This is a genomic window from Candidatus Zixiibacteriota bacterium (genome assembly GCA_018820315.1).
GTDB lineage: Bacteria > Zixibacteria > MSB-5A5 > JAABVY01 > JAHJOQ01 > JAHJOQ01.
Genome location: JAHJOQ010000162.1, coordinates 1 through 20173, shown reverse-complemented (window position 1 = coordinate 20173; position 20173 = coordinate 1). Strand labels below are relative to the sequence as shown.

The 20173-nt window shown below is 50.7% G+C and carries 16 protein-coding genes; 4 read left to right on the top strand and 12 right to left on the bottom strand.

The genetic code is table 11. The features are described 5' to 3' along the window. Positions 1-62: 62 nt before the first annotated feature. From KKH67_15800 to secA, 3 genes are all read right to left on the bottom strand, one after another. Positions 63-1463, bottom strand: a complete 1401-nt coding sequence (locus KKH67_15800; GenBank protein ID MBU1320640.1) for an insulinase family protein — start codon at positions 1461-1463, stop codon at positions 63-65. Continuing rightward, positions 1456-3012, bottom strand: coding sequence for an insulinase family protein (locus tag KKH67_15795; protein MBU1320639.1), 1557 nt, complete (start codon positions 3010-3012; stop codon positions 1456-1458). Before KKH67_15795 ends, KKH67_15800 begins: the two co-directional genes overlap by 8 nt. Before the next feature lie 111 nt (positions 3013-3123). After that, entirely contained in the window at positions 3124-6372 is a 3249-nt protein-coding gene (gene secA, locus KKH67_15790) for a preprotein translocase subunit SecA (GenBank protein MBU1320638.1), read from the bottom strand. An 11-nt stretch (positions 6373-6383) separates the two neighbouring features. Between secA and smpB the strand changes: the two genes are divergently transcribed. Genes smpB through KKH67_15770 form a run of 4 tightly spaced genes read left to right on the top strand, consistent with a single transcriptional unit; the run spans position 6384 to position 9784 of the window. After that, the gene (gene smpB, locus KKH67_15785) at positions 6384-6854 is read left to right on the top strand and encodes an SsrA-binding protein SmpB (protein ID MBU1320637.1); all 471 of its coding nucleotides are present in this window, start codon (positions 6384-6386) and stop codon (positions 6852-6854) included. Positions 6855-6885: 31 nt separating this feature from the next. Then, complete coding sequence (locus KKH67_15780; GenBank protein ID MBU1320636.1) at positions 6886-8355, top strand: N-acetylmuramoyl-L-alanine amidase; 1470 nt, start codon at positions 6886-6888, stop codon at positions 8353-8355. A 12-nt stretch (positions 8356-8367) separates the two neighbouring features. Further along, entirely contained in the window at positions 8368-9183 is an 816-nt protein-coding gene (murI, locus tag KKH67_15775) for a glutamate racemase (protein ID MBU1320635.1), read from the top strand. 4 nt (positions 9184-9187) lie between these two features. Beyond that, on the top strand, positions 9188-9784 hold the full coding sequence (locus tag KKH67_15770; GenBank protein ID MBU1320634.1) for an XTP/dITP diphosphatase: 597 nt from the start codon (positions 9188-9190) through the stop codon (positions 9782-9784). Between the two features lie 30 nt (positions 9785-9814). On the opposite strand, the gene KKH67_15765 is transcribed toward KKH67_15770, so the two are convergent. From KKH67_15765 to KKH67_15725, 9 genes are all read right to left on the bottom strand, one after another. Beyond that, entirely contained in the window at positions 9815-10741 is a 927-nt protein-coding gene (locus KKH67_15765; protein MBU1320633.1) for a carbohydrate kinase family protein, read from the bottom strand. Next, a complete protein-coding gene (gene waaF / locus KKH67_15760) occupies positions 10710-11741 on the bottom strand; it encodes a lipopolysaccharide heptosyltransferase II (GenBank protein MBU1320632.1) in 1032 nt (343 codons plus the stop codon). The genes KKH67_15765 and waaF overlap by 32 nt, the downstream gene beginning before the upstream one ends. Then, a complete protein-coding gene (locus tag KKH67_15755) occupies positions 11738-12628 on the bottom strand; it encodes a lysophospholipid acyltransferase family protein (GenBank protein MBU1320631.1) in 891 nt (296 codons plus the stop codon). Before KKH67_15755 ends, waaF begins: the two co-directional genes overlap by 4 nt. Beyond that, positions 12603-13538, bottom strand: a complete 936-nt coding sequence (locus KKH67_15750; GenBank protein ID MBU1320630.1) for a hypothetical protein — start codon at positions 13536-13538, stop codon at positions 12603-12605. Before KKH67_15750 ends, KKH67_15755 begins: the two co-directional genes overlap by 26 nt. A gap of 35 nt (positions 13539-13573) precedes the next feature. Then, a complete protein-coding gene (cysE, locus tag KKH67_15745; GenBank protein ID MBU1320629.1) occupies positions 13574-14137 on the bottom strand; it encodes a serine O-acetyltransferase in 564 nt (187 codons plus the stop codon). 25 nt (positions 14138-14162) lie between these two features. Further along, positions 14163-16583, bottom strand: a complete 2421-nt coding sequence (locus KKH67_15740) for an AsmA family protein (GenBank protein ID MBU1320628.1) — start codon at positions 16581-16583, stop codon at positions 14163-14165. Between the two features lie 125 nt (positions 16584-16708). Next, positions 16709-17383, bottom strand: coding sequence for a metal-dependent hydrolase (locus KKH67_15735; GenBank protein MBU1320627.1), 675 nt, complete (start codon positions 17381-17383; stop codon positions 16709-16711). Between the two features lie 130 nt (positions 17384-17513). Next, entirely contained in the window at positions 17514-18611 is a 1098-nt protein-coding gene (gene mnmA, locus KKH67_15730; protein MBU1320626.1) for a tRNA 2-thiouridine(34) synthase MnmA, read from the bottom strand. 20 nt (positions 18612-18631) lie between these two features. Further along, the gene (locus KKH67_15725; protein MBU1320625.1) at positions 18632-19801 is read right to left on the bottom strand and encodes a cysteine desulfurase; all 1170 of its coding nucleotides are present in this window, start codon (positions 19799-19801) and stop codon (positions 18632-18634) included. Positions 19802-20173 lie beyond the last annotated feature (372 nt).

The window sequence follows — 20173 nt, the reverse complement described above, 5'->3', positions numbered from 1 at the left end:
GCACACAAGAGTTGTGCTCCTTAGTGTGCGGCAGATTTCCACATCTGCTCACAGAATGCCTGTCACTCGATCTTCACATTTGTCACCAGGCCGAACGTTGACAACGGCTTGTCGAAAAGCGCTTCGTTTCCGACGACAATGACAATCAGAGCTTTCGGATGGAGGTACTTTGCAGCAGCTGCCCTCACATCGTCAGCTGTCACAGCCTTGATCTCCTCGATTCTCTTTGTCAATTCATCCGGCGGAAAGCCGTAGAACTCCAGCGATGCCTGCTGCGATACGATCTGCTGAGGTGTCGAATAACTGAATATGTCGGAGTTGAGTATTGAGTTCTTTGCGGTCTCAAGTTCCTTCTCAGTTACCCCGCCGGCGATCAGCTTCTCGATCTCAGCTATCATCAGCTCAATTGCCCGTGAGGTAGTTTCGGCTTTTGTCTGACAAGCTGCATAGAACGATCCGGAATGATCCATCTGATAGAAATTCGACCCTACAGAGTAGGCAAGTCCTTCCTGTACGCGAATCGTATTCGACATTCGTGAAATGAACCCGCCTCCGCCAAGAATGAAATTCATCACCTGCACAGCGTACCGGTCAGGGTTTGTGCGGCTGATACCGGGATGACCGATCCTGAAGTAGGTCTGGTTGAGGTCTTTGAAGACATAATATGTCCCCGGGACAGGCTTTTTGATTCCCGGAAACTCCGGAAGCGCCGAATCAGATTTCTTCCAGTCACCGAGATACTTCTTGATGAGTTGCTCGGCTTCCTGTTTTGTCATGTCCCCGGAAAGAGCGATGATACAATTGTTCGGGTGATAGAATTTACGATGGAACTCCACGAGATCATCTCTGGTAATGGCGGAAACCGTTTCCTCCGTCATCGATCTTCCGTACGGATGATCGGGGAAGAGCAGTTTGTAGAATTCTCTTCGTGTGATCAGATTCGGGCTATCATTCTCGCGCCGGATTTCTTCGAGCGTGTTCTCTACAGCAATATCGAATTTCTCTGAATCGAACCGTGGATCCTTCAGCATTTCAGCCATCAATCTCAGACCGAGTTCAACATCCTTCTTCAGCGTCCGGAGGTTCACAGAGCCGGATTCCGTCTCTGCCGAAGATCTCAGCGAGGCGCCAACAAAATCAAGCATCTGATCGAAATCATCGGGTGCAGTCGAGCCGGTTCCGCCGGTTCTCAGGAGTTCGCCACAGAGTTTCGCGAGACCGGCCTTCTCGAATGGAACATATATCTCGCCAAGCCTGAACACTGCGTCGAGCGCTACAACCGGCAGCGTGTGATCTTCATAGAAATATACTATTAATCCGTTCTCGAGCTCAAAACGATCTACATCGGGCACCTTGAACTCCAGCTCCGATATTTTCACGCTCTTATAGTCCTGAGCAAACAGAGGCATGAACGCGCCGAAAAGCACCAGCACGATCACCAGAAATGCTGCCAGCTTATTCATGACTTGCCTCCTCCCTGACAGGTTCAAGTATCGCGACGGTGCGGTTGTCTTCTGTGAAATATTTCTTCGCAACGCGCATGATGTCTTCTGCAGTCACAGCGGCCATCTTCTCCTGCAGAGTATTGACATATCGCCAATCGCCTGCTGTGGCCTCAAATTCAGCAAGCTTGTCCGCGAGACCGAAGCCGCTGTACATTCCCCAGACAAATTCCGCTACAAGGTTATTCTTTATCTTTTCCAGTTCAAGCGAATCGACTGGTACAGTCTTGAGCTTGTCGATTTCTTCATAAATCGCAGTTTCGAGATCGGCGCAGGTCGCCGGAGCCTTGGGAGCTGCGTCCACAATCAATAGGTTCGGATCGAGCGATCCTGCGGCTCCACCCGGAAATTGAGATGTTTCGGCGTAGAGCGCGAGTCTCTTGCCTTCAACAAGGTTCTTATAGAAACGAGAGGTTCTGCCACTCGACAGCAAGCGTTCAATGATTCGGAAAACGACGTCATCGGGTTCGGCGTAGGATGTCTTATGGTACGCTATGTTTAACTCCGGCTCAGCATCGAATTTGACAATCACTCGCTTTTCACCGATCTGTGGGGGCTCAACCGTCTCTATCCTGTTCGGGGGAGCCTGTGCGGGTATATCATCGAAATACTTATCAGCCATCGCGATTGTCTGCTCAACATCTATGTCTCCCACAATCGCCATCACCGTTCTGCCGGGTGAGTAGTATCGCTTGAAGTAGTCGGCAATCTCAGCACGAGTCAGATTAGCGACCTCAGATTCCCATTCCCAGAATATCTGATATGGATGAGCAACGAATGCTGTCGCGATGAGTTGTTCAAAGAGCTTAGCCGGTCCCTGGGTGTCGACCTTAAGACGCCGTTCTTCGATTACAACGTTGCGTTCAGTATAGAATTCGCGAAACACCGGGTTCTTCAGTCTTTCCGATTCAATCATCATCAACAGTTCAAGCCGGTTCTTGGGAAATGCAACGACATAGCTCGTCATGTCATAGCCTGTGCCGGCATTGAAGCCGTATGCTCCGTTTGTTGAGTAGACCTCTTCGAGCTCATTCTGCACAACAACTTCGGCAATCTGCCTCTGAACCTCAGCTATAGAGTCTCTTATGGCTGCGATGGCGGCAGAGTTGTCCTCAATGTCCAGTCCGAGGATGTCATTTTGAAACTGCAGATTCTCTGTCTCGCCCTCAGCCTGATAGAGACGTTGATACAGATCGTCCTCGAGATTCATGAGTGTCGATTCTCGCTGCCAGTCAGATGTTCCTATGTCTCTCGTGCCCTTGAACATCATGTGCTCGAGCAGGTGAGCCGCACCGATAATACCTCCCACTTCGTTCGCCGAGCCGACTTTGAAGTAAGTGTAGGAATAGAACACCGGTGCCGTGTGCCTTTCGACGAGCAGCAGTGTCATACCGTTCTTGAGAACATGCTTCGTCACATCCAGCCGGGTCTCCTGCCCGGCACTTGAAGCGGTAATCGGAAGCGTCAGCAATAGCAGAAGCAGGGCAGACCATCTGAGTATTCTTGTCATCAATTCCTCCGAATTCTCATTACACTTCTGTACGGGTACTCCGTATTGAAAACGATTCTGGATTGGAGAAGTTTCACCTCGAACCTGCGGCGGAGATTGGTTCACCGCCGATCAGGCGCCGGCTCCGTGGCATTTCTTGTACTTCTTACCGGAGCCACATGGGCAGGGGTCATTCCGGCCAACCTTCTTCTCGGAACGTTTGAAGGGTTGCTTCTTGCCGGCGTCAGACGCTTCCTGCTGAGCTGAACCCTGAAGACCGAGTCCGGCAATAGACTGGTGGACTGTGCGCTGCCTTGCAGATGCCTGCTGACGTCGCTCCCTGGTGCTCTTCTCTTCTGCCGGTTGCGCCCAGTAGCAGAGCCGCACGGCCTCCTTATCTATCTGGTCGATCAGTTCCATGAACATCCGGTACCCCTCTTTTTTATACTCGACGAGCGGGTCCCGCTGACCGTACGCACGCAGGGAGATACCTGTACGAAGTTGATCCATCTCATATAGGTGATCGCGCCATCGATCATCTAAAGCCCTAAGGAACGCGTATCGTTCGAGGCCTCGCATTCTCTCCGGAGTGAGAACCTCCTCCTTCTGGCGGTAGATCTTCAGCGCCAGATCAGTAATGACATCAGCAAGCTTCTCCCGGGTGAGTTCCTCGACAGCTTCCGGCGAGACATCAATCTGAATCAGGAATATCTTCTCGACCTGACCACGCAGCCCTATGAGATCCCAGTTCTCTGGATAATCGCCGGAGGAAGTGTGCTCCGCGACCATATTGTCGATGATTTCTCTGATCTTCTCTTCGACCTGTTCATAGATATCGACATTCTCCAGAATATCGAGGCGCCGTCCATAAATTACCTCGCGCTGGCTATTCATCACGTCGTCGTAATCGAGTGTTCGTTTTCTAATGGCAAAATTCTCGGATTCAACTCGCTTCTGTGCACGCTCGATAGCCTTTGTAACCATGCCATGCGTAATGACCTCTCCCTCTTTCACACCGACTCGATCCATGATCGAAGCGATTCGATCGGAACCGAACAGGCGCATCAGATCATCTTCAAGTGACAGGTAGAATCTGGATGATCCCGGATCGCCCTGACGACCCGACCTTCCCCTCAGCTGGCGATCGATGCGTCTTGAATCGTGCCTCTCAGTACCGATGATGTGAAGGCCGCAGGGAATGTCCTCGGTGCAGTTCAGCTCTTTCTTGTGAGGGCATACTTCACCGGACTCCGGAGCCTCAACGAGCGCGCAGTTATTATGTCGCAGCACGCCCTGCCCAAGCTTGATATCGGTTCCACGTCCAGCCATGTTCGTCGCAAGAGTAACAGCGCCCGATCGACCTGCAAATTGGACAATCTCTGCCTCTCGCTGATGCTGCTTCGCATTGAGCACCTCGTGCTTGATTCCCTTCGCCTTGAGGAGTCGCGAAAGTGTTTCGGACACTTCGACAGAAATAGTACCGACAAGAACCGGCCGCCCGCGATCTTGCTCATGGCTGATTTCTTCTATTATGGATTTGTATTTGTCGCGCTTTGTACGGTAAATCACATCTTCGAAATCGAGCCTTCTAATCGGTTGGTTTGTGGGAATCACAACCACGTCAAGCTTGTAGATATTCCAGAATTCAGCCGCTTCAGTCTCAGCGGTTCCGGTCATGCCGGCGAGTTTTTCGTACATTCTGAAGTAATTCTGCAACGTAATAGTCGCGACGGTCTGCGTCTCCCCTTCGATGGTAACCAGTTCCTTCGCCTCGATAGCCTGATGGAGACCGTCGGAGAATCTCCGCCCCGGCATCATCCTGCCGGTAAATTCATCGACAATAATTATTTTGCCTTCCTGAACAACGTACTCGACATCTTTCTCAAAGAGCGAGTACGCCTTCAGAAGTTGAGATATCGCGTGATACTTCTGTGAACGCTCCGTGTGCTGCTTATATAGCTTCTCTTTCGCAACAACCCGCTCCTCAGCGGTAAGAGCTTCGTCAGCGTCGATATCATGGAGACCGTCCGTGAGATCGGGAATCTCGAAGAGCTGTTTGTCGACGGGAGAGAGCTCGTTCAGCCCCATTTCGGTCAAATGGACTGAGTGGTCGCGTTCGTCGATCGCAAAGTAGAGCCTCTCATCAACTTCATTAAGGTTCTTCTTCTCGCGCAATATCGACAGCTCGATATCCTGAATCATCTTCGCGACGCCCTGCTCCTTGACAAGCTTCTGCAGCTTCTTGTTCTTAGGACTTCCACGCCGCGTTGTCAGGAATTCGAAAGCAGCATCGTTGTAGTTTTCGTTATTGAGCGCCTTCTCGCCATTTGCAAGCATTTGATTGGCAAGAATGGTTTGTTTCTTGACCATGCGATCCACCGGAGGCCGCATATCTCTGAATGCCTCGCCGATAGTCGATTCAACCGGCCCCGATATGATCAGCGGCGTTCTCGCTTCATCTATAAGGACGCTGTCGACCTCGTCAACAATCGCATAGATGAACTCGCGATGGACGCGCTGTTCTTTTGACCAAACCATATTATCGCGAAGGTAGTCAAAGCCGAATTCATTGTTGGTGCCATATGTTATGTCACGTGCATACTGCTGCCTCCGCTCATCGTGGCTCATTCCGTTCTGAAGGCAACCGACAGTCAGGCCGCAGTACTCGAAGATTGGTCCCATCCACTCCCGGTCACGCATTGCGAGATAATCGTTGACCGTGACAAGATGGGCTCCCCGACCGGCGAGTCCGTTCAGATACAGAGGCAAGGTCGCAACAAGAGTCTTGCCCTCGCCGGTAGCCATCTCGGCGATCTTGCCCTGGTGAAGCACTATGCCGCCGATCAGCTGCACATCGAATGGCACCATATTCCATTCGACTGCTGTTCCCGCGGTCTCCCATCGCTGTCCCACCAGACGGCGGCAGACTTCTTTCACCATAGCGAAAGCTTCTGGGAGGATGCTGTCGAGATACTCATCGACCCGCCTGCGGATCTCCTTGTTTCTCTCTTTCCGATCGAGATTTGTGTCTATAAGATGGGCCTTGGCTTCGTCAACGACCTCAACAGCCACCTTGCGAAATTCAGCCGTTCTTTCTATGAAATACTCCTGAGGCTTATCCTCCAGAGTCTCAAAAATGCGGTTTATCTCCTCAACAATCGGACCCATTTTCTTGAGGTCCCTGCCGTGCTTGCTACCGAATATCTTTGTAATCAGATTAGAAATCAAAGCGAAGCTCCTTGCTATCGCCGCAACCTCTCTGCTTACCAACCGCTGGAGGCCCGGCGGCGTCAATATTGCCCATTTTACGGCATGTGGCAAGACAAAAAACCCGGCAGGTCGCGTCACAACTTTAACTTGCAGACGCAGGTGTTTGACCATTAATTGGCTGCATGGCTGAAGGCGAAGCAAGAATCAGGGTAATTTCGAAGAACCGCAAAGCGTTTCACGAATATCACATACTGGATAAGTATGAGGCAGGGATCGAGCTTATCGGTGCCGAAGTTAAGTCAATAAGAGACAGCAAAGTCTCACTTCAGGAGGCATATGCTGAGATCCGGGAGAACGAGGCATGGATCGTCGGCATGAGAATCAATCCATACCCTCTTGCTACAGACTTCGAACCTGATCCGGTACGAGACCGTCGGCTTCTCCTTCACAAGAAAGAAATCAGAAGGATGAAAGCGCAGACCGCTGAGAAAGGTCTGACGATTGTCCCTATCAGTATTTATTTCAAGGGGAAAGTTTGCAAGCTCGAACTGGCGGTCGCCCGCGGAAAGAAACTCTACGACAAGCGCGAATCGATCAAGAAGAAAGACGCGGACCGCAAAATGCGCCAGGCAATGCGGGAACGCGACAGGTAGCACAGCGTAAAACTGACAAGAACACAAAGATATGTCAGCCTTCACCAGATTAATCATCACACTCTTTCTCACCTTAGCCGTATGCCCTTCGATATTTGGACAAGCAGTCTACAAATACAAGGGTTCTGAATACCCGATCCGGCAAATCAGCGAAGGGGAATTGACCTATCTGTCGTTGATGGATCTCGCAAGAGCTTCAGAGTGCAAACTCAATTGGGACCCTTGGTTCTTCGAAGCTCAACTCACGTCAGGGGAAAGTGATCTTGTCGTACCGATGTTCTCGAACTACGTTCGCTTCGACAATCAACTGCTCAACATCACATATCCTGCGCTATACAGACACGGCGATATCTACGTTCCGGCAATTACATTTGTTGAAGCGCTTGACAATCTTGTATCCAAATCTCTTTTCTGGGATGAAGTTGAGAAAACGATCTGGGCGGAAGAGAGCCAGTACAACATTGTTGATGTCAATTTCGAACCAAAGATGAACGGCTATCTGATTGAAATAGTCACCAGGGAAAAGTTGCCATATGAAGCGTATGTCAGCGAGCAAAAATGGATTAATGTCAATATATTCGGAGGGAAACTGGATGAACGCCATTTCCGGACTCATCCACGGCCCAAAGCCATCAAGAAAGTAGAAGCTTTTCAGTTCGAACAGTCATCCCAATTGGCGATCAAGTTCTACCGCACGATATCGAGCTTCCATCACAGCTTCACCACAAACCCGCCGCGAATCCAGATAGCAATAGTGGATACGACTTTCGATCCGACGGTTCTTGAGGGCATTGATGTGCCGCACGATAGATCGGGGTACATCAGCACTATTGTCATCGATGCCGGCCACGGAGGCGACGAAACTGGAGCGGTAGGATCGCAGGGCTGCAGAGAGAAAGACGTCACGCTTTCCGTTGCCATGAAGCTTAAAGAGCTGTTCGATGAGGACGGTACTACTTCGGCAATGCTAACCCGTTATGTGGATACTACCTTGACCCTGCAACAGCGAGCCGATCTCGCGAACACCTATGGCGATCTTTTTCTATCGATTCATACAGACTTCTCCGACGATAACGCCAAGAATTCAGGATCACTGACTTTCTTCCTCGCTCCTGCTATCGATGACGACGCGCGCAGGACAGCAATGCTGGAAAACAGATCAATACTACTTGAACGGACGAGCGGTGCCTCTGCGGATAGCCTCGACTTTGTGATGATTGACTTTATGCAAACTGAGTATCAGGAGGAATCGAAAGAGCTCGCGTCCGATATTCAAAACGAACTGGAGGATCGCTTGAAGATCAAGTCGAGAGGAGTTGATCAGGCAGGTTTCTTTCTTTTGAACAAGGTCTACCTGCCCTCTGTCCTTATCGAGCTTGCATATCTGTCGAACAAGCGAGACGAGGCTCTGCTCAAGAAAGAGTCATTTCAGCAGAAAGCGGCTGATGCGATATACTATGGTGTCAAGAAATTCATTGACAAGCACAATGCAAGAGATTAGAAAGAGACGATGATGGAGACCCTTAGCTCTCAGCCAATCGGCATTTTCGATTCCGGACTTGGCGGTCTGACCGTTGCCAGGGAAGTGTTTCGCCTTCTTCCCAATGAGGATGTGATATACTTCGGAGATACAGGCAGAACTCCCTATGGGCCGAGGTCAAAGGACATAGTCACCGAGTTTTCTCGTCAGGACGCGAATTTCCTGATCGAGCAGGGTGTCAAGATCATCGTCGTCGCGTGCAACACGGCTTCCGCCCTGGCGCTTCCAACAATCGAGAGTGAGTACGACATAGAGATGCTTGGCGTTATAAAACCGGGCGCCAGATCAGCGCTAAAATCGACCCGCAACGGCAAGATCGGCGTGATCGGCACCACCGGTACGATATCATCCGATGTTTACTCAAGGGAGATCGGAAAACTCGATCCAAAGATCAAAGTATTCTCTCTCGCATGTCCGTTGTTTGTCCACCTTGTCGAAGAGGGTTATTTGGACAAGCCCGCTTCCAAACTGATAGCGGAGGACTACCTTGCGCCGTTCCGCACCAACGGGATCGATACTCTCGTTCTGGGATGCACGCACTATCCACTACTGAAGAACGTGATACGCGAGGTGCTCGGGGATAAAGTTGCGCTGATTGATTCGGCGGAGGAGACTGCACAGGTGGTGTATAAGCACTTGATGACACGTGACCTTCTACGCGAGAAGACCACAGACGTCTTGCACAAGTTCTACGTTTCCGACCTGCCCGATCGATTCAATCAGGTGGCAAGACACTTTCTTGGTGATCAGATCACAAATGTAATTAGAATCGACATCACGAAATACTGACGCTATGAAACTCGTCCTCGCTACCAACAACATCCACAAAATTAGAGAGATAACCGAGATACTCTCCAGGCTCAAGGTAGAAATCGTCACAAAGGATGCATATCCCGATTTTCCAGATGTTGAAGAGACAGGCGCCACTCTCGAAGAGAACGCCGCACTCAAAGCTGCCGCCATCTTCGATTTCACAGGACTGCCATCACTTGCGGATGATTCAGGGCTTGAAGTCGATGCAATAGGCGGTGAACCGGGAGTCAACTCGGCACGTTATGCCGGTCCGGGTTGCACATTTGCGGACAACAACCGGAAGCTGCTTTCCGCCCTCGAAGGTATCCCGGATGAAAAGCGCTCAGCGCGGTTCAGGTGCGTGATTGCTCTATGCTTTGGAAAAAACGACTTGCGATTTGCAGAAGGGCGCGTCAATGGCCGAATCACGACCGAGATACGGGGCAAACAGGGTTTCGGCTACGATCCGGTTTTCGAGATTCCACATCTCGGCAAAACATTCGCTGAGATGCCTGCCGAAGTTAAGAACAGCATGTCTCATCGTGGGAAAGCGGTCGAGAAAGCCCGCAGAATTATCGAAGATTATCTGAACAAATAGACCGCACGAAGATCACAGACTGCTACATCACTATCGGCCTGCGAAGTCCTGTGGGTGGATGATCGTGCACCCTTGCGTTCCACTCTTCACAGCCAATTTCAGACATGCCTCAAGGGATTCTCCCGATACCAAACCCGCGCAGAATCCTGCAGCGAACAGATCGCCTGCGCCTGTGGTATCTATGACAGTAGGCAGTGATGATGGTCTGGTGAAACTGACTCTTGCGCGGCCTCTCCGGACATCGACCATGGCAGCGCCCTCCTTGCCGAGAGTCACGAGCAGCGCTTTGCCAGTCAATCGCACGTGAGAATCATAAAACCCGACAATATCCGATTCAACCGGCTGCTTGCCGGACAGCAGGGAGAATTCGCGTGCATTCATCTGTAGAAAGTCGCAGCACTCGATATACTCGCGCCATTTTTCCGGTCGGCGCAAAAAGCGGCTGCCGCCTTCTCTCAATCCAAGCGACAACGTATGAAAATCGAGATATATCATCTCTGTGAATAGCTCGCGGAATCTCTTGAGAGTCTTGAGAGTAACGTCCCGCCCGGAGATGAAATTCACCAATGCGATATCGCTGTCGAGTGCGCTTTCGAGCTGACCGTAAGAAATAGAAGGCACGAATCCAGCGAATGTCTCGCTCCTCTCACCACTTCTACGATACTTCATCGTGCAATGATTATTTCGGGTCGCAACGACGCGAATCTGATCGGTCAAGATGTTTGTATATGCTGACGTCAGGCTGAGCACCGGCGCGGCCGCATCCCTGCCCAGATTGCACATCGGGACTATTTCGACACCTGATCCAAGGAGTGCCGAAAGACCGAACACATTGTAGAGAATTCCGCCGTAGCCATGGAGGGTTGGGCTGCCCGGGCGAATCACCGTGTCACGGTTGATGCAGCCGACAACCGATATCTTCTTCTTACTTCTCAATTGCCATGATTTCTCTGACAACTTCCACCACCTCACCGACCGCGATGACATCCATGCACTCGTTGACATGGTCGTCTCTCGGGCAGATGTTCTTGACACATGGGCTGCAGTGGATCTGTTTATTTACTATCGTGCCGACTCTGGCAAGCGGACGCGTCTCGCGCGGATCGTCGGCACCTGAAATGCTCACCACTCTCGCTCCGGCTGAGGCAGCGAGATGAGCTGCCCCTGAATCATTGCCGACAAAAGCCTCAGCTCGTCTCATAACTTCAACAGACAGCAACAGATCGTCCTCTTGCGCGAGATTAAGATATGGGACGCCCGCTTTGTTGCCAATCTGCTCTATCAGTTCCGATTCATCGCCGGAGCCGGCGAGCACGACAGATAAGCGTAAGTCATTGTGCACACGAGCAATCAACTCGCAATATTTCTCTTCACCCCAACGTCGTGACGGAGCTCGTGACGTCGGACAAATGACAACAAACCTGCCAACAACAGTCAGGAATCTATCGGCCGCCTGCCTCTCTCTGTCAGAAACATCCACTGCGATATCTTTGCAGCAGTTTTCAATCCCGAACGCCTGCATCACCAGACCGATATATTTCTCGCTTCTGTGGACTAAATCGGCGGGAAGTCGAATTGAATCTGTCAGCATGAATGAGCGGAGCTCCGAACGATAACCGACTCGTCGACGCACGTCCCCAAGCCTGAACACAAGGGCCGACGAAAACGAATCAGGCAGAATCAATCCCAGATCGAATGAATGCTTGCGCAGGTTTTGAGAAAACGACTTAAGAGCGCTGAGGCGGTTCTTCCCCTCCGGCAATTTGAATTCCAGCAGCTGGTCGACATTGTGGTTATATTTGTATAGCTGGTTGACCGCCTTCTTTCCAAGGCACGTTACTTCTGCATGAGGCAGGTGCTGCTTGATGCAGTTTACTGCCGGGATAGCCATAACGGCATCACCTATCCAATTCGGCAGCCTGACTATTACACTGTGGATGGCTGATGGATCTATCATTTAGCGCCACCCTTGTAGTTGCTCAGATTCTTGAACTTCCTGTGAGTCCAGAGCCACATCTCCGGCGAGCGCCTTATCGCATCCTCCAGCATGCTTGAGTATGCCTGCAGAATCTCCAAACGCCCCCGTCCCTGCCAGTTGGTGATAGTCTGTGCGCTCAGATAATGGAGGCCGTTCTTTGCCCTGCGCATTGTGCCGAACATAAACGGCAGACTGTATCTTTCGATCAGAACGGCTGGTCCCGATGGCACCAATGTGTCCAGACCGAAGAAGCTGACTGTCTCCGATTCGGCTCCACCATATTGATCCGCGAGTATGGCGACAAACCTGCGCTTCCTCACAGCGTCAACAAGCGCTCTCATGCCTGTATCAGTATAGATGACACCTACTCCCTGTTTCTGCCTCAATGAGTTCATCAGGTCATCGGCACGCTCATCGCTCTGACGTTTGACCAGCAGGTCAACAGGATATCCAAGTCGCCGTGCATATGCGCCGAGCAGTTCCCAGTTCCCGAAATGACCCGATAGCAGCAAGACAGCCTTACCTGTTCGAGCAGCGATGTTGAACTGCTCGAGATCATCAAATGATATCTTTCTGTCGAAATCATTTCGGCGGTAAGAGTTCTGTCTGAGAATCTCCAGAATGGTTACGCCAATGTGCTGGAATACTCGAATGACAAAAAGGCGCTGCCGTTCCGGATCATCGAATGAGATCCGGCAGAGTCGGAGATTCTCCCGCAGGATTGCGACGCGACTCGGCATCAACAACCGAGCAATCGCACCCAGGGATGCCCCGAGACTTAGAGCGCCATGTTCCGACAGAGTATTCGCAAATGCGACCAGGACACGAGCAATCAGGTGCTCAATCCCATGGGTCACCTTCTTCATAATCGAAATCGGTGCTCTCGTATTTTTCCTCTTCTTCCCAGCGCTTGATCGTATCGCGGCCACGTCTCTTCTTGAGAAGAAAACCAACTACGATCAGAAGCGCGAGACCTATCCACACAAATGTCATATCAGAAAAGATTAAGAGCCAGCTGTAATGCTGCTCGAGATACTTTGTGTATTCGCTTTCAAAAGTGTCAAAATCGGCGCCAATTGCACTGTACATGGCCGGATCGAGTGAGATGCCTCTCTTCAACTGATCCAGCAGAATCAGGAATGACGAATTGTCGTATGCTGAGCGGATATATTTCATGGCCTGATACGATTGCGCATACGCGATCTGCGCCTCAGACGAGTTGAAGAAGTTCACTCTGTCGATGCTCCTCAGACGAAAAAGAGTCCCCATGAGCTGAGCTTTGGCTAAAGTGACCGCAAGTCCGGTGTTCCATTGACCGGCAAAGTCCATCGCGAATCCTTCATCGAGAAAACGAGGAAGATACGCGCTGCCTATTTTGTGCCTCAGGGCGATATGCCCCCATTCATGTCTGAGTATCTCTGCGAACGACTGCTCATACTCGGAAGATCGTGAAGACAGCACAACGATGAGGTTCCGGGATGGTATAGCACATCCGACACCCCAATCCGGCATTCCTCCGCGGATCATCTGGTTGAATTCCTGCCGCGTGTCGACGATATGGACCGAGATTCGCGGTGCGACAGTATCGCCAAGAATCTCTTCAGCATCACTGACAGCTCTCACCAGCACATCCCGAGTCTCGGCAGCCACAAGCGCATCAGAAGCTGTAATCGTAAAACTCCTGGAGTCTACGTCCGCAGTCTTTCTGGCAAGAAGCGAATCAGAGCCAGCTATCACCACTAAAACTGCGGCTGCAAAATATAGCCGAAAAGTCATGTCACTAATATACGGAATTGGAATCGGATGGCAAGTTAGAGGTAGCGAGAGTCATCGGTTCTCGGAAGTTTGATATCTACCCGCTGATCATTAAGTTTGACAATCTTGCCGGGTGAGCCGACGACGGTGCAGTTGTCCGGCACATCATGCATCACGATGAATGTGTTGGCGCCGATATCGACGTTGTTGCCGACCGTCACGGGACCCAGAATAGTGGCGCCTGTCCCAATAAGGACATTGTTACCGATTGTCGGGTGCCGCTTCGCCTTGTGCTTACCGGTGCCACCAAGAGTGACAGCATGAAAAAGAACACAGTTATCGCCAATCTCGGTTGTCTCACCGATCACAATTCCCATCCCGTGATCGATAAATAGTCCGTGTCCGATTGTTGCCCCGGGATGTATTTCGATACCGGTGAAAAAGCGGTTGAGCTGCGATATCATTCTGGGCAGAAGCGGGATTCCGAGCTTCCACAACAGATGCGTGAATCTGTGACACCAAATGGCGTGCAACCCGGCATAGCAGAACACTTCAACATTTCGTGCTGCCGGATCGTTGCGATAAATCGCGCGGATATCCTCCAGGAGAGCTCTAAACATAAGTCAGTCGATGTTTCGTCAGGCCCTACTTCTTGAACAATTTGTCGAGAAGGTTCTTCTTCTCGTTCTTGATCTTGTTATCGACATTTTCTTTGAGCGGTGAAGTATCAAGCGCAATTTCGGGTGCTGCGTATGAGCCTGTCAGTTTGAAAGGAAGCACGACATCACCCTTATCGCTCTGGAATAGCGCCTTCAGACCTCCCAGGAAATCGAGGTTTTCTGATGCTTTTGCAGAGAGTTTCACGTCTCCGGCATATGAAAGAGAACCATCGAATCCTACTGAGCCGCTCAGGCGCCAGTCTCCCGTGGATGATGTCAGGAATAGATCATCCAGGAATACTCGCCCGTTCTCAACCCTATACGAACCGATGAGATCGCGTATCTTCTCTTCATTAGAGACTTTGGCGCCGACAGATTCGGCAAGCTTGCTGATCAGATCGAAATTCAGCAATTTCCCATCGCGCATCTTCCCGGTGCCGCTGAGTTTGAGCGTGGGAAGCAGATCTTTGACTTCAGCCCCGGCACCGGAGAATGACCCGTCGATGTCGAACTCTCCGAATAAGTGGTTCTCGAACGACGTGAAGCGGGAGAGGAAACTGTTTATCTCAATTCCTCTGGCGGAATAATCTGCCTGATATTCCGGCCTATCGAAGTTCTCGATATCGATGATGGCCGAACCCGTTACTTTACCATCATAGACCTTGGCATTCACGCTGTCAATTGAGAGCACGTAGTCTGTAAGATCATACTTCCCGGTGGCATCCTCAAAAGCAACGAGAGAGTAAATGCCTTCTGATATGGAAAACGTGCCGTCGGCGTCGAAATCAGGCAGGAAGAGCATGGAGGTATCAGTCGCTACAGAGCTCGGTTCACCGACACTCTCCACTTCCTCGGGAAAGAGACCATCGATATCGAGATACTGCGACGTCACCCGACCGGTGAAGTGCGGTTTACGTTCTACATCTCCGAGCAGGAAGACGTATGGTGTAAATCCCTTGATCTTCCCCTGGATGGAAATGTCAGATTCACCAAGATCGGCGTCGAACTTCTTCACCACCGCATCCTTACCAAGAAATTCAAAGGTAGCATCGAGGTCATCAACCGGGAAATCCATCGATTTGGAGCGGTATTTCAGATTCTCGATTTCCAGCGATCCGAGCAGAGACATGGATGCTGTCTCATTCATCTTGCCGTATGCGGTAGTTTCGATCTTCATTCTGCCGGACAAATCAGCATCCGGCTCCATATATGGCTGGAATACGCTGAGATTCAGATTCATGCTGAATTCCGCCGAGATGCTCGGATCGGGAAGGTTGTCCACAATCGCTTTCAGTTTGAATGGTTCGCCAGAGAGTTCGGCATCATCTGTGAAAAATGTCAGATTTGACTGCGTGAAGTTGAGCTCGGCGAGTTTGATCTTAAGCTTTCCTTTGAAACTTTCATGCGCCAACTCGATACCGTTCATAGACACCTTACCCTCGATCTCAGCGATACGAGTCAGTCTCGCCGGACCGCGATAATCTCCGACCATATGAAGCTTGCCTGAGCCTACGAGATCGGCGACTTGAGGAAACGCTTCGACCGGAATCGACTCAAGGATATCGTTCAAGCTCAAATCCTCTGTTCGGATGTTCAGATCGAGAATCGGCTCGGCTGAGATGCTGGTAATTGAGCCTGTCAGCTTGCCCTTGAGTTCATTAAGCGCAAAATCGAGACTATTGACTGTCATACTGTCGCCTTGAGGGGCGTATGTGAGATCATGTCGCAGCTCCAGTTTCAGCGACGGCAAGGGATGCTCCTCCCCCGAAACGGTGTACGTGAAACCATCGACACTCATCTCACCGCTCGATTTCATCGAGCTCCGGTCACTTTCTGTTAGCAATGTACTCTTGAGTTTGATTCCATCGAGCGCAATCGAGTACCCGGACGAATCATCGACGTAGACAAGTGATGAATTGGACAGCACCAGATTCTCAAAGCTGAACGGCAGCGCAGCCGCAGCCTGTTCCGGCTCTATCCGTTCAACGCCATATTCGGGTGCCCCTCCCAGATCGCTGTAATTGGTCAGACCCGTAGCAGTTCGCGCCAGGTTCACTCTGAGGCCATCAAGAACAATGCTGGTAATTTCGAGGCGTTTCTTGAACAGCGGGAAGAATTTCACTTTCACATCAAGGTGGTCGAGTATAAGCATGTTAGGATTGTCGAAACCCTTCGGATTTTTCACTTCGAGGTCGGACAATCGCAGACCGATGCCGCTCCAGATCGTGAAGGATACGTCTCCAACAGTTACCTTGCGATTCAACGCCTTTTCGACCCTCGGAATGATCAGCTCGACAATCTTATCTTGCGGGAGAAGTATCAAGACTGCGGCATAAACGACGAGAACAAGCACGACTGCTATTGCAGCGAGCCAAAGCAATATTCTGAAACCCTTCCTGCCAGCCATCACAACCTCTTTTCTCTCTCAAGACTTCATGAACCCAACGTATGAATCGATCTTACTGCTATCTACATTTGTGGGAACGCGTAAGATCCGAACATGAGACACACTTTCGCGCAATATCGTCGAGACTAGACTTCCATGCTGTCACCGACTGCCATCACGACGCACTCCGCACCCTTGACCTTCGATTTGAATTCCTGGGGATCAGCTTTCACCAGGTCGAACGTATTGTAATGCATCGGGACGACTTTCTTCGGCTTAAGAAAATCAACCGCCCTCACTGCATCGTCGATACCCATAGTGAAATTGTCACCAATTGGGAGCATCGCCAGATCAAGCCCCACTTCACCGATGATCTGCATGTCCATGAAGAGACCTGTGTCACCCGCATGGTAGATGTTTTTACCTTCTACGGTGAACACAAAGCCGCACGGATTTCCGCCAATATCAAGACCACTTTCGCCGGATGAGAATCCGTGGTGAGCGATCGTCAATTTCACTTTCCCGAACGGGAAATTCCATGCGCCGCCAATGTGCATATTGTGCGCCTTGAGGCCTTTGCCCTTGCAGAATACCGCGATCTCATTGGGACCAATAACGGTGGCATCGTTGTTCTTGGCGATCTCGATTGTGTCACCGAAATGATCTCCGTGACCGTGAGTGACAAGTATGTAGTCAGCTTTGATTTCCGAAGCTTTCGCTCCTGCCATCGGATTGCCGGTCAGGAAAGGATCTATGATAAGATTCGTATTGCCCGTGGCAATCGTGAAACAGGAATGACCGAGAAACTTTATCTTCGCCATCTCTTCCTCCTTGGGATGTGGCTGCGATGAACCAGAATTCCAGCGCGAAGACGCTTTAAAGCAACCTCACACCAGGGAATTATGATGTCCTGTTGTTGGATGTCAACCAAAAACGAAGGTGGTGTTCAGGCTAATCCTTTGTGCTGCAAATGATACCACCAGCGTAAACGAAGTCCTGACTGTAGAAGACAGCCGATTGTCCCGGAGTGATGGCCTTGAGTGGCTCCTTGAGTTCGACGACATAGACGCCCTCTCCAAAAGGAGAGATCACACCAGGTACAGGCTTCGCACCATATCTGATCTTGACCATGCACTCAATCGGAACAGAAGGCTTCGGAATAGTGATCCAGTTCAGCTGCTCGACGAGGAATTTCCTGGATTTGAGATCCTCCTCATGACCAAGATGAATGACGTTGTTCTTTACATCAATCGCTCTGACATAGGCAGGATACCCTAGAGCTATGCCAAGCCCTTTGCGCTGTCCCACAGTGTACATCGAAACACCGTCATGCTGCCCAACGATCTTGCCGTTCTCATCTATGAAGTCGCCCGGCTGATCCGGACCCTCGGCGATCTCTTTCATGAATCTGCGATAATCGTCATCATGGATGAAGCAGATCTCGCGCGACTCCGGCGCGTCGGAGTTTCTAAGCCCACACTGCTTAGCTAATTCGCGTGTCCGCCGTTTTGTGATCTGTCCCAGCGGGAAGATCGTCCGCTTCAAGTCAGCCTGTTGCAATCCCCACAAGAAGTATGACTGATCGCGCTTCTGATCCAGTCCCTTGCGCAGGGCATGTCGATGAAACTTGCTGTTGTACTCTATTCTTGCATAGTGGCCGGTTGCCAGATAGTCGGCGCCCATAGCGGTGACTTTCTTGATTAGCACGTCCCACTTTATCTTCGTATTGCATACAACGCACGGATTCGGAGTGCGTCCACTCTGATATTCCTTAATGAAATTCGATATCACGCACTCCTTGAAAGAGCTGGTCATATCGAGAGTATGATGAGGAATGTCAAACTGGTCACAAACAGATCGTGCAGTATTAATCAACTCAACCGAGCAGCACTTGAGTTCTGACGGCTTCGTTGCCCCAACATCATCGAATTCCCAGAGCTTCATCGTGACACCAAACACGGCAAAGCCCTGCTGTTTTAATAGCAACGCCGCGAGGGAAGAATCGACCCCGCCAGACATTGCGACAGCCACAGTCTTTTTTGCCAACATTGTTGTACTCTTACCCCTTGTTAATTCTTTGACTCAGCATAGAACGGTGACATGCTCCTCAGTCTCTGAACAACTTCCTTGACAGCCATGACAGTGAAGTCTACATCATCTGATGTATTGCCCCTTCCAAACGAAAACCGGACCGAACTCTGAGCAATTTCAGGTGGAATTCCCATGGCCAGAAGGACATGTGAGGGCTCTGTAGAGCCGGACGTGCATGCCGACCCCGACGATGCCCCAATTCCCTTCATATCGAGATTCAATATCAGTGCTTCTCCCTCCGCCCCCCTGAAGCAGAAATTAATCGTGCTCTTAACTCTCTGAGTCGGATGCCCGTTGAATTGTGCATCCGGAATCGCTTCCTGTATCCTTATCCTAAAACTCTCAGCGAGCGTGCTCACGCGAGTCTGAATCTCGTCCATCTCATTGACAGCTATTTCCAACGCTTTGGCATATCCCACAATACCCGGCACATTGACGGTACCGGATCGGACACCGCTTTCATGATGTCCACCAGTCTGCCATGGTGAGATCATTGTGCCGGCCCGCATAAACAATACACCTACCCCCTTCGGACCATAGATTTTGTGAGCCGAAGTCGACATCAGCGTTGCATTAGTTGCGGAAAGATCGACCGGAATCCTACCGACTGCCTGCACGGCGTCAGTATGGAAATAAACGCCCCGCTCGTCACAGATATCGGCAATGTCATTGATCGGCTGAATGGTTCCGACTTCGTTGTTGACAAACATTATGGAAACAAGCGTAGTGTCATCGCGAATAGCCTTCTTGAGCTCGTCGACATTGACAATCCCGTACTCATCGACAGGGAGATACGTCACATCAAACCCTTCTGTTTCAAGAAATTGGCAGCTTTCAAGGATTGCCTGATGCTCGATCTTGCACGTGATGATATGTCTGCCTTTTTCGCGCATAGCATACGCTATTCCCTTGACGGCGAGATTGTCAGATTCGGTGCCGCCTGATGTGAAGTAGATCTCGTCGGGACGGCATTTCAGGTACAATGCTATCTTGTCGCGAGATTCTTCGAGCCCAACACGAGCCGCCCTTCCAAACAGATGCAGGCTCGAGCTGTTGCCCCAGTCATCACGCATATAGGGCAGCATCGCGTCGATGACCCTTAAGTCAGTTGGAGTGGTGCTGTTATGATCTAGGTATATCTTTTCCAACTTCGCCTCCTCTTCACGTCCAAACACGCAGGTCACTAATCAGAGTCAACTGAGACGTCTCTCCTGTCTTGCTGCCAGTAAGCGCCTCAGATTCTTCCAGAACATAATCGAGTCAGAATTCGTTCCATTTCGAGCACAGTTCATTGGCTGATCGTGACAGTTCGATCACGCTACAACGAAGTAAGATACCTATTCGCATGGTTGTTGTCAAGATTGGCGTGGAGTTGCGATTGGGACTCGGAACGTAAAAGGTACCCCCCTTCTGATCTGGGGGAAGAATGGAAAAAGGTTGATAAAGGAATGGTTCAAGAGCAGGTAAGTCGGAGTGAGCGTAGCGAACGGAGACTTACCTGCTCTACGCTCAAAACAGGT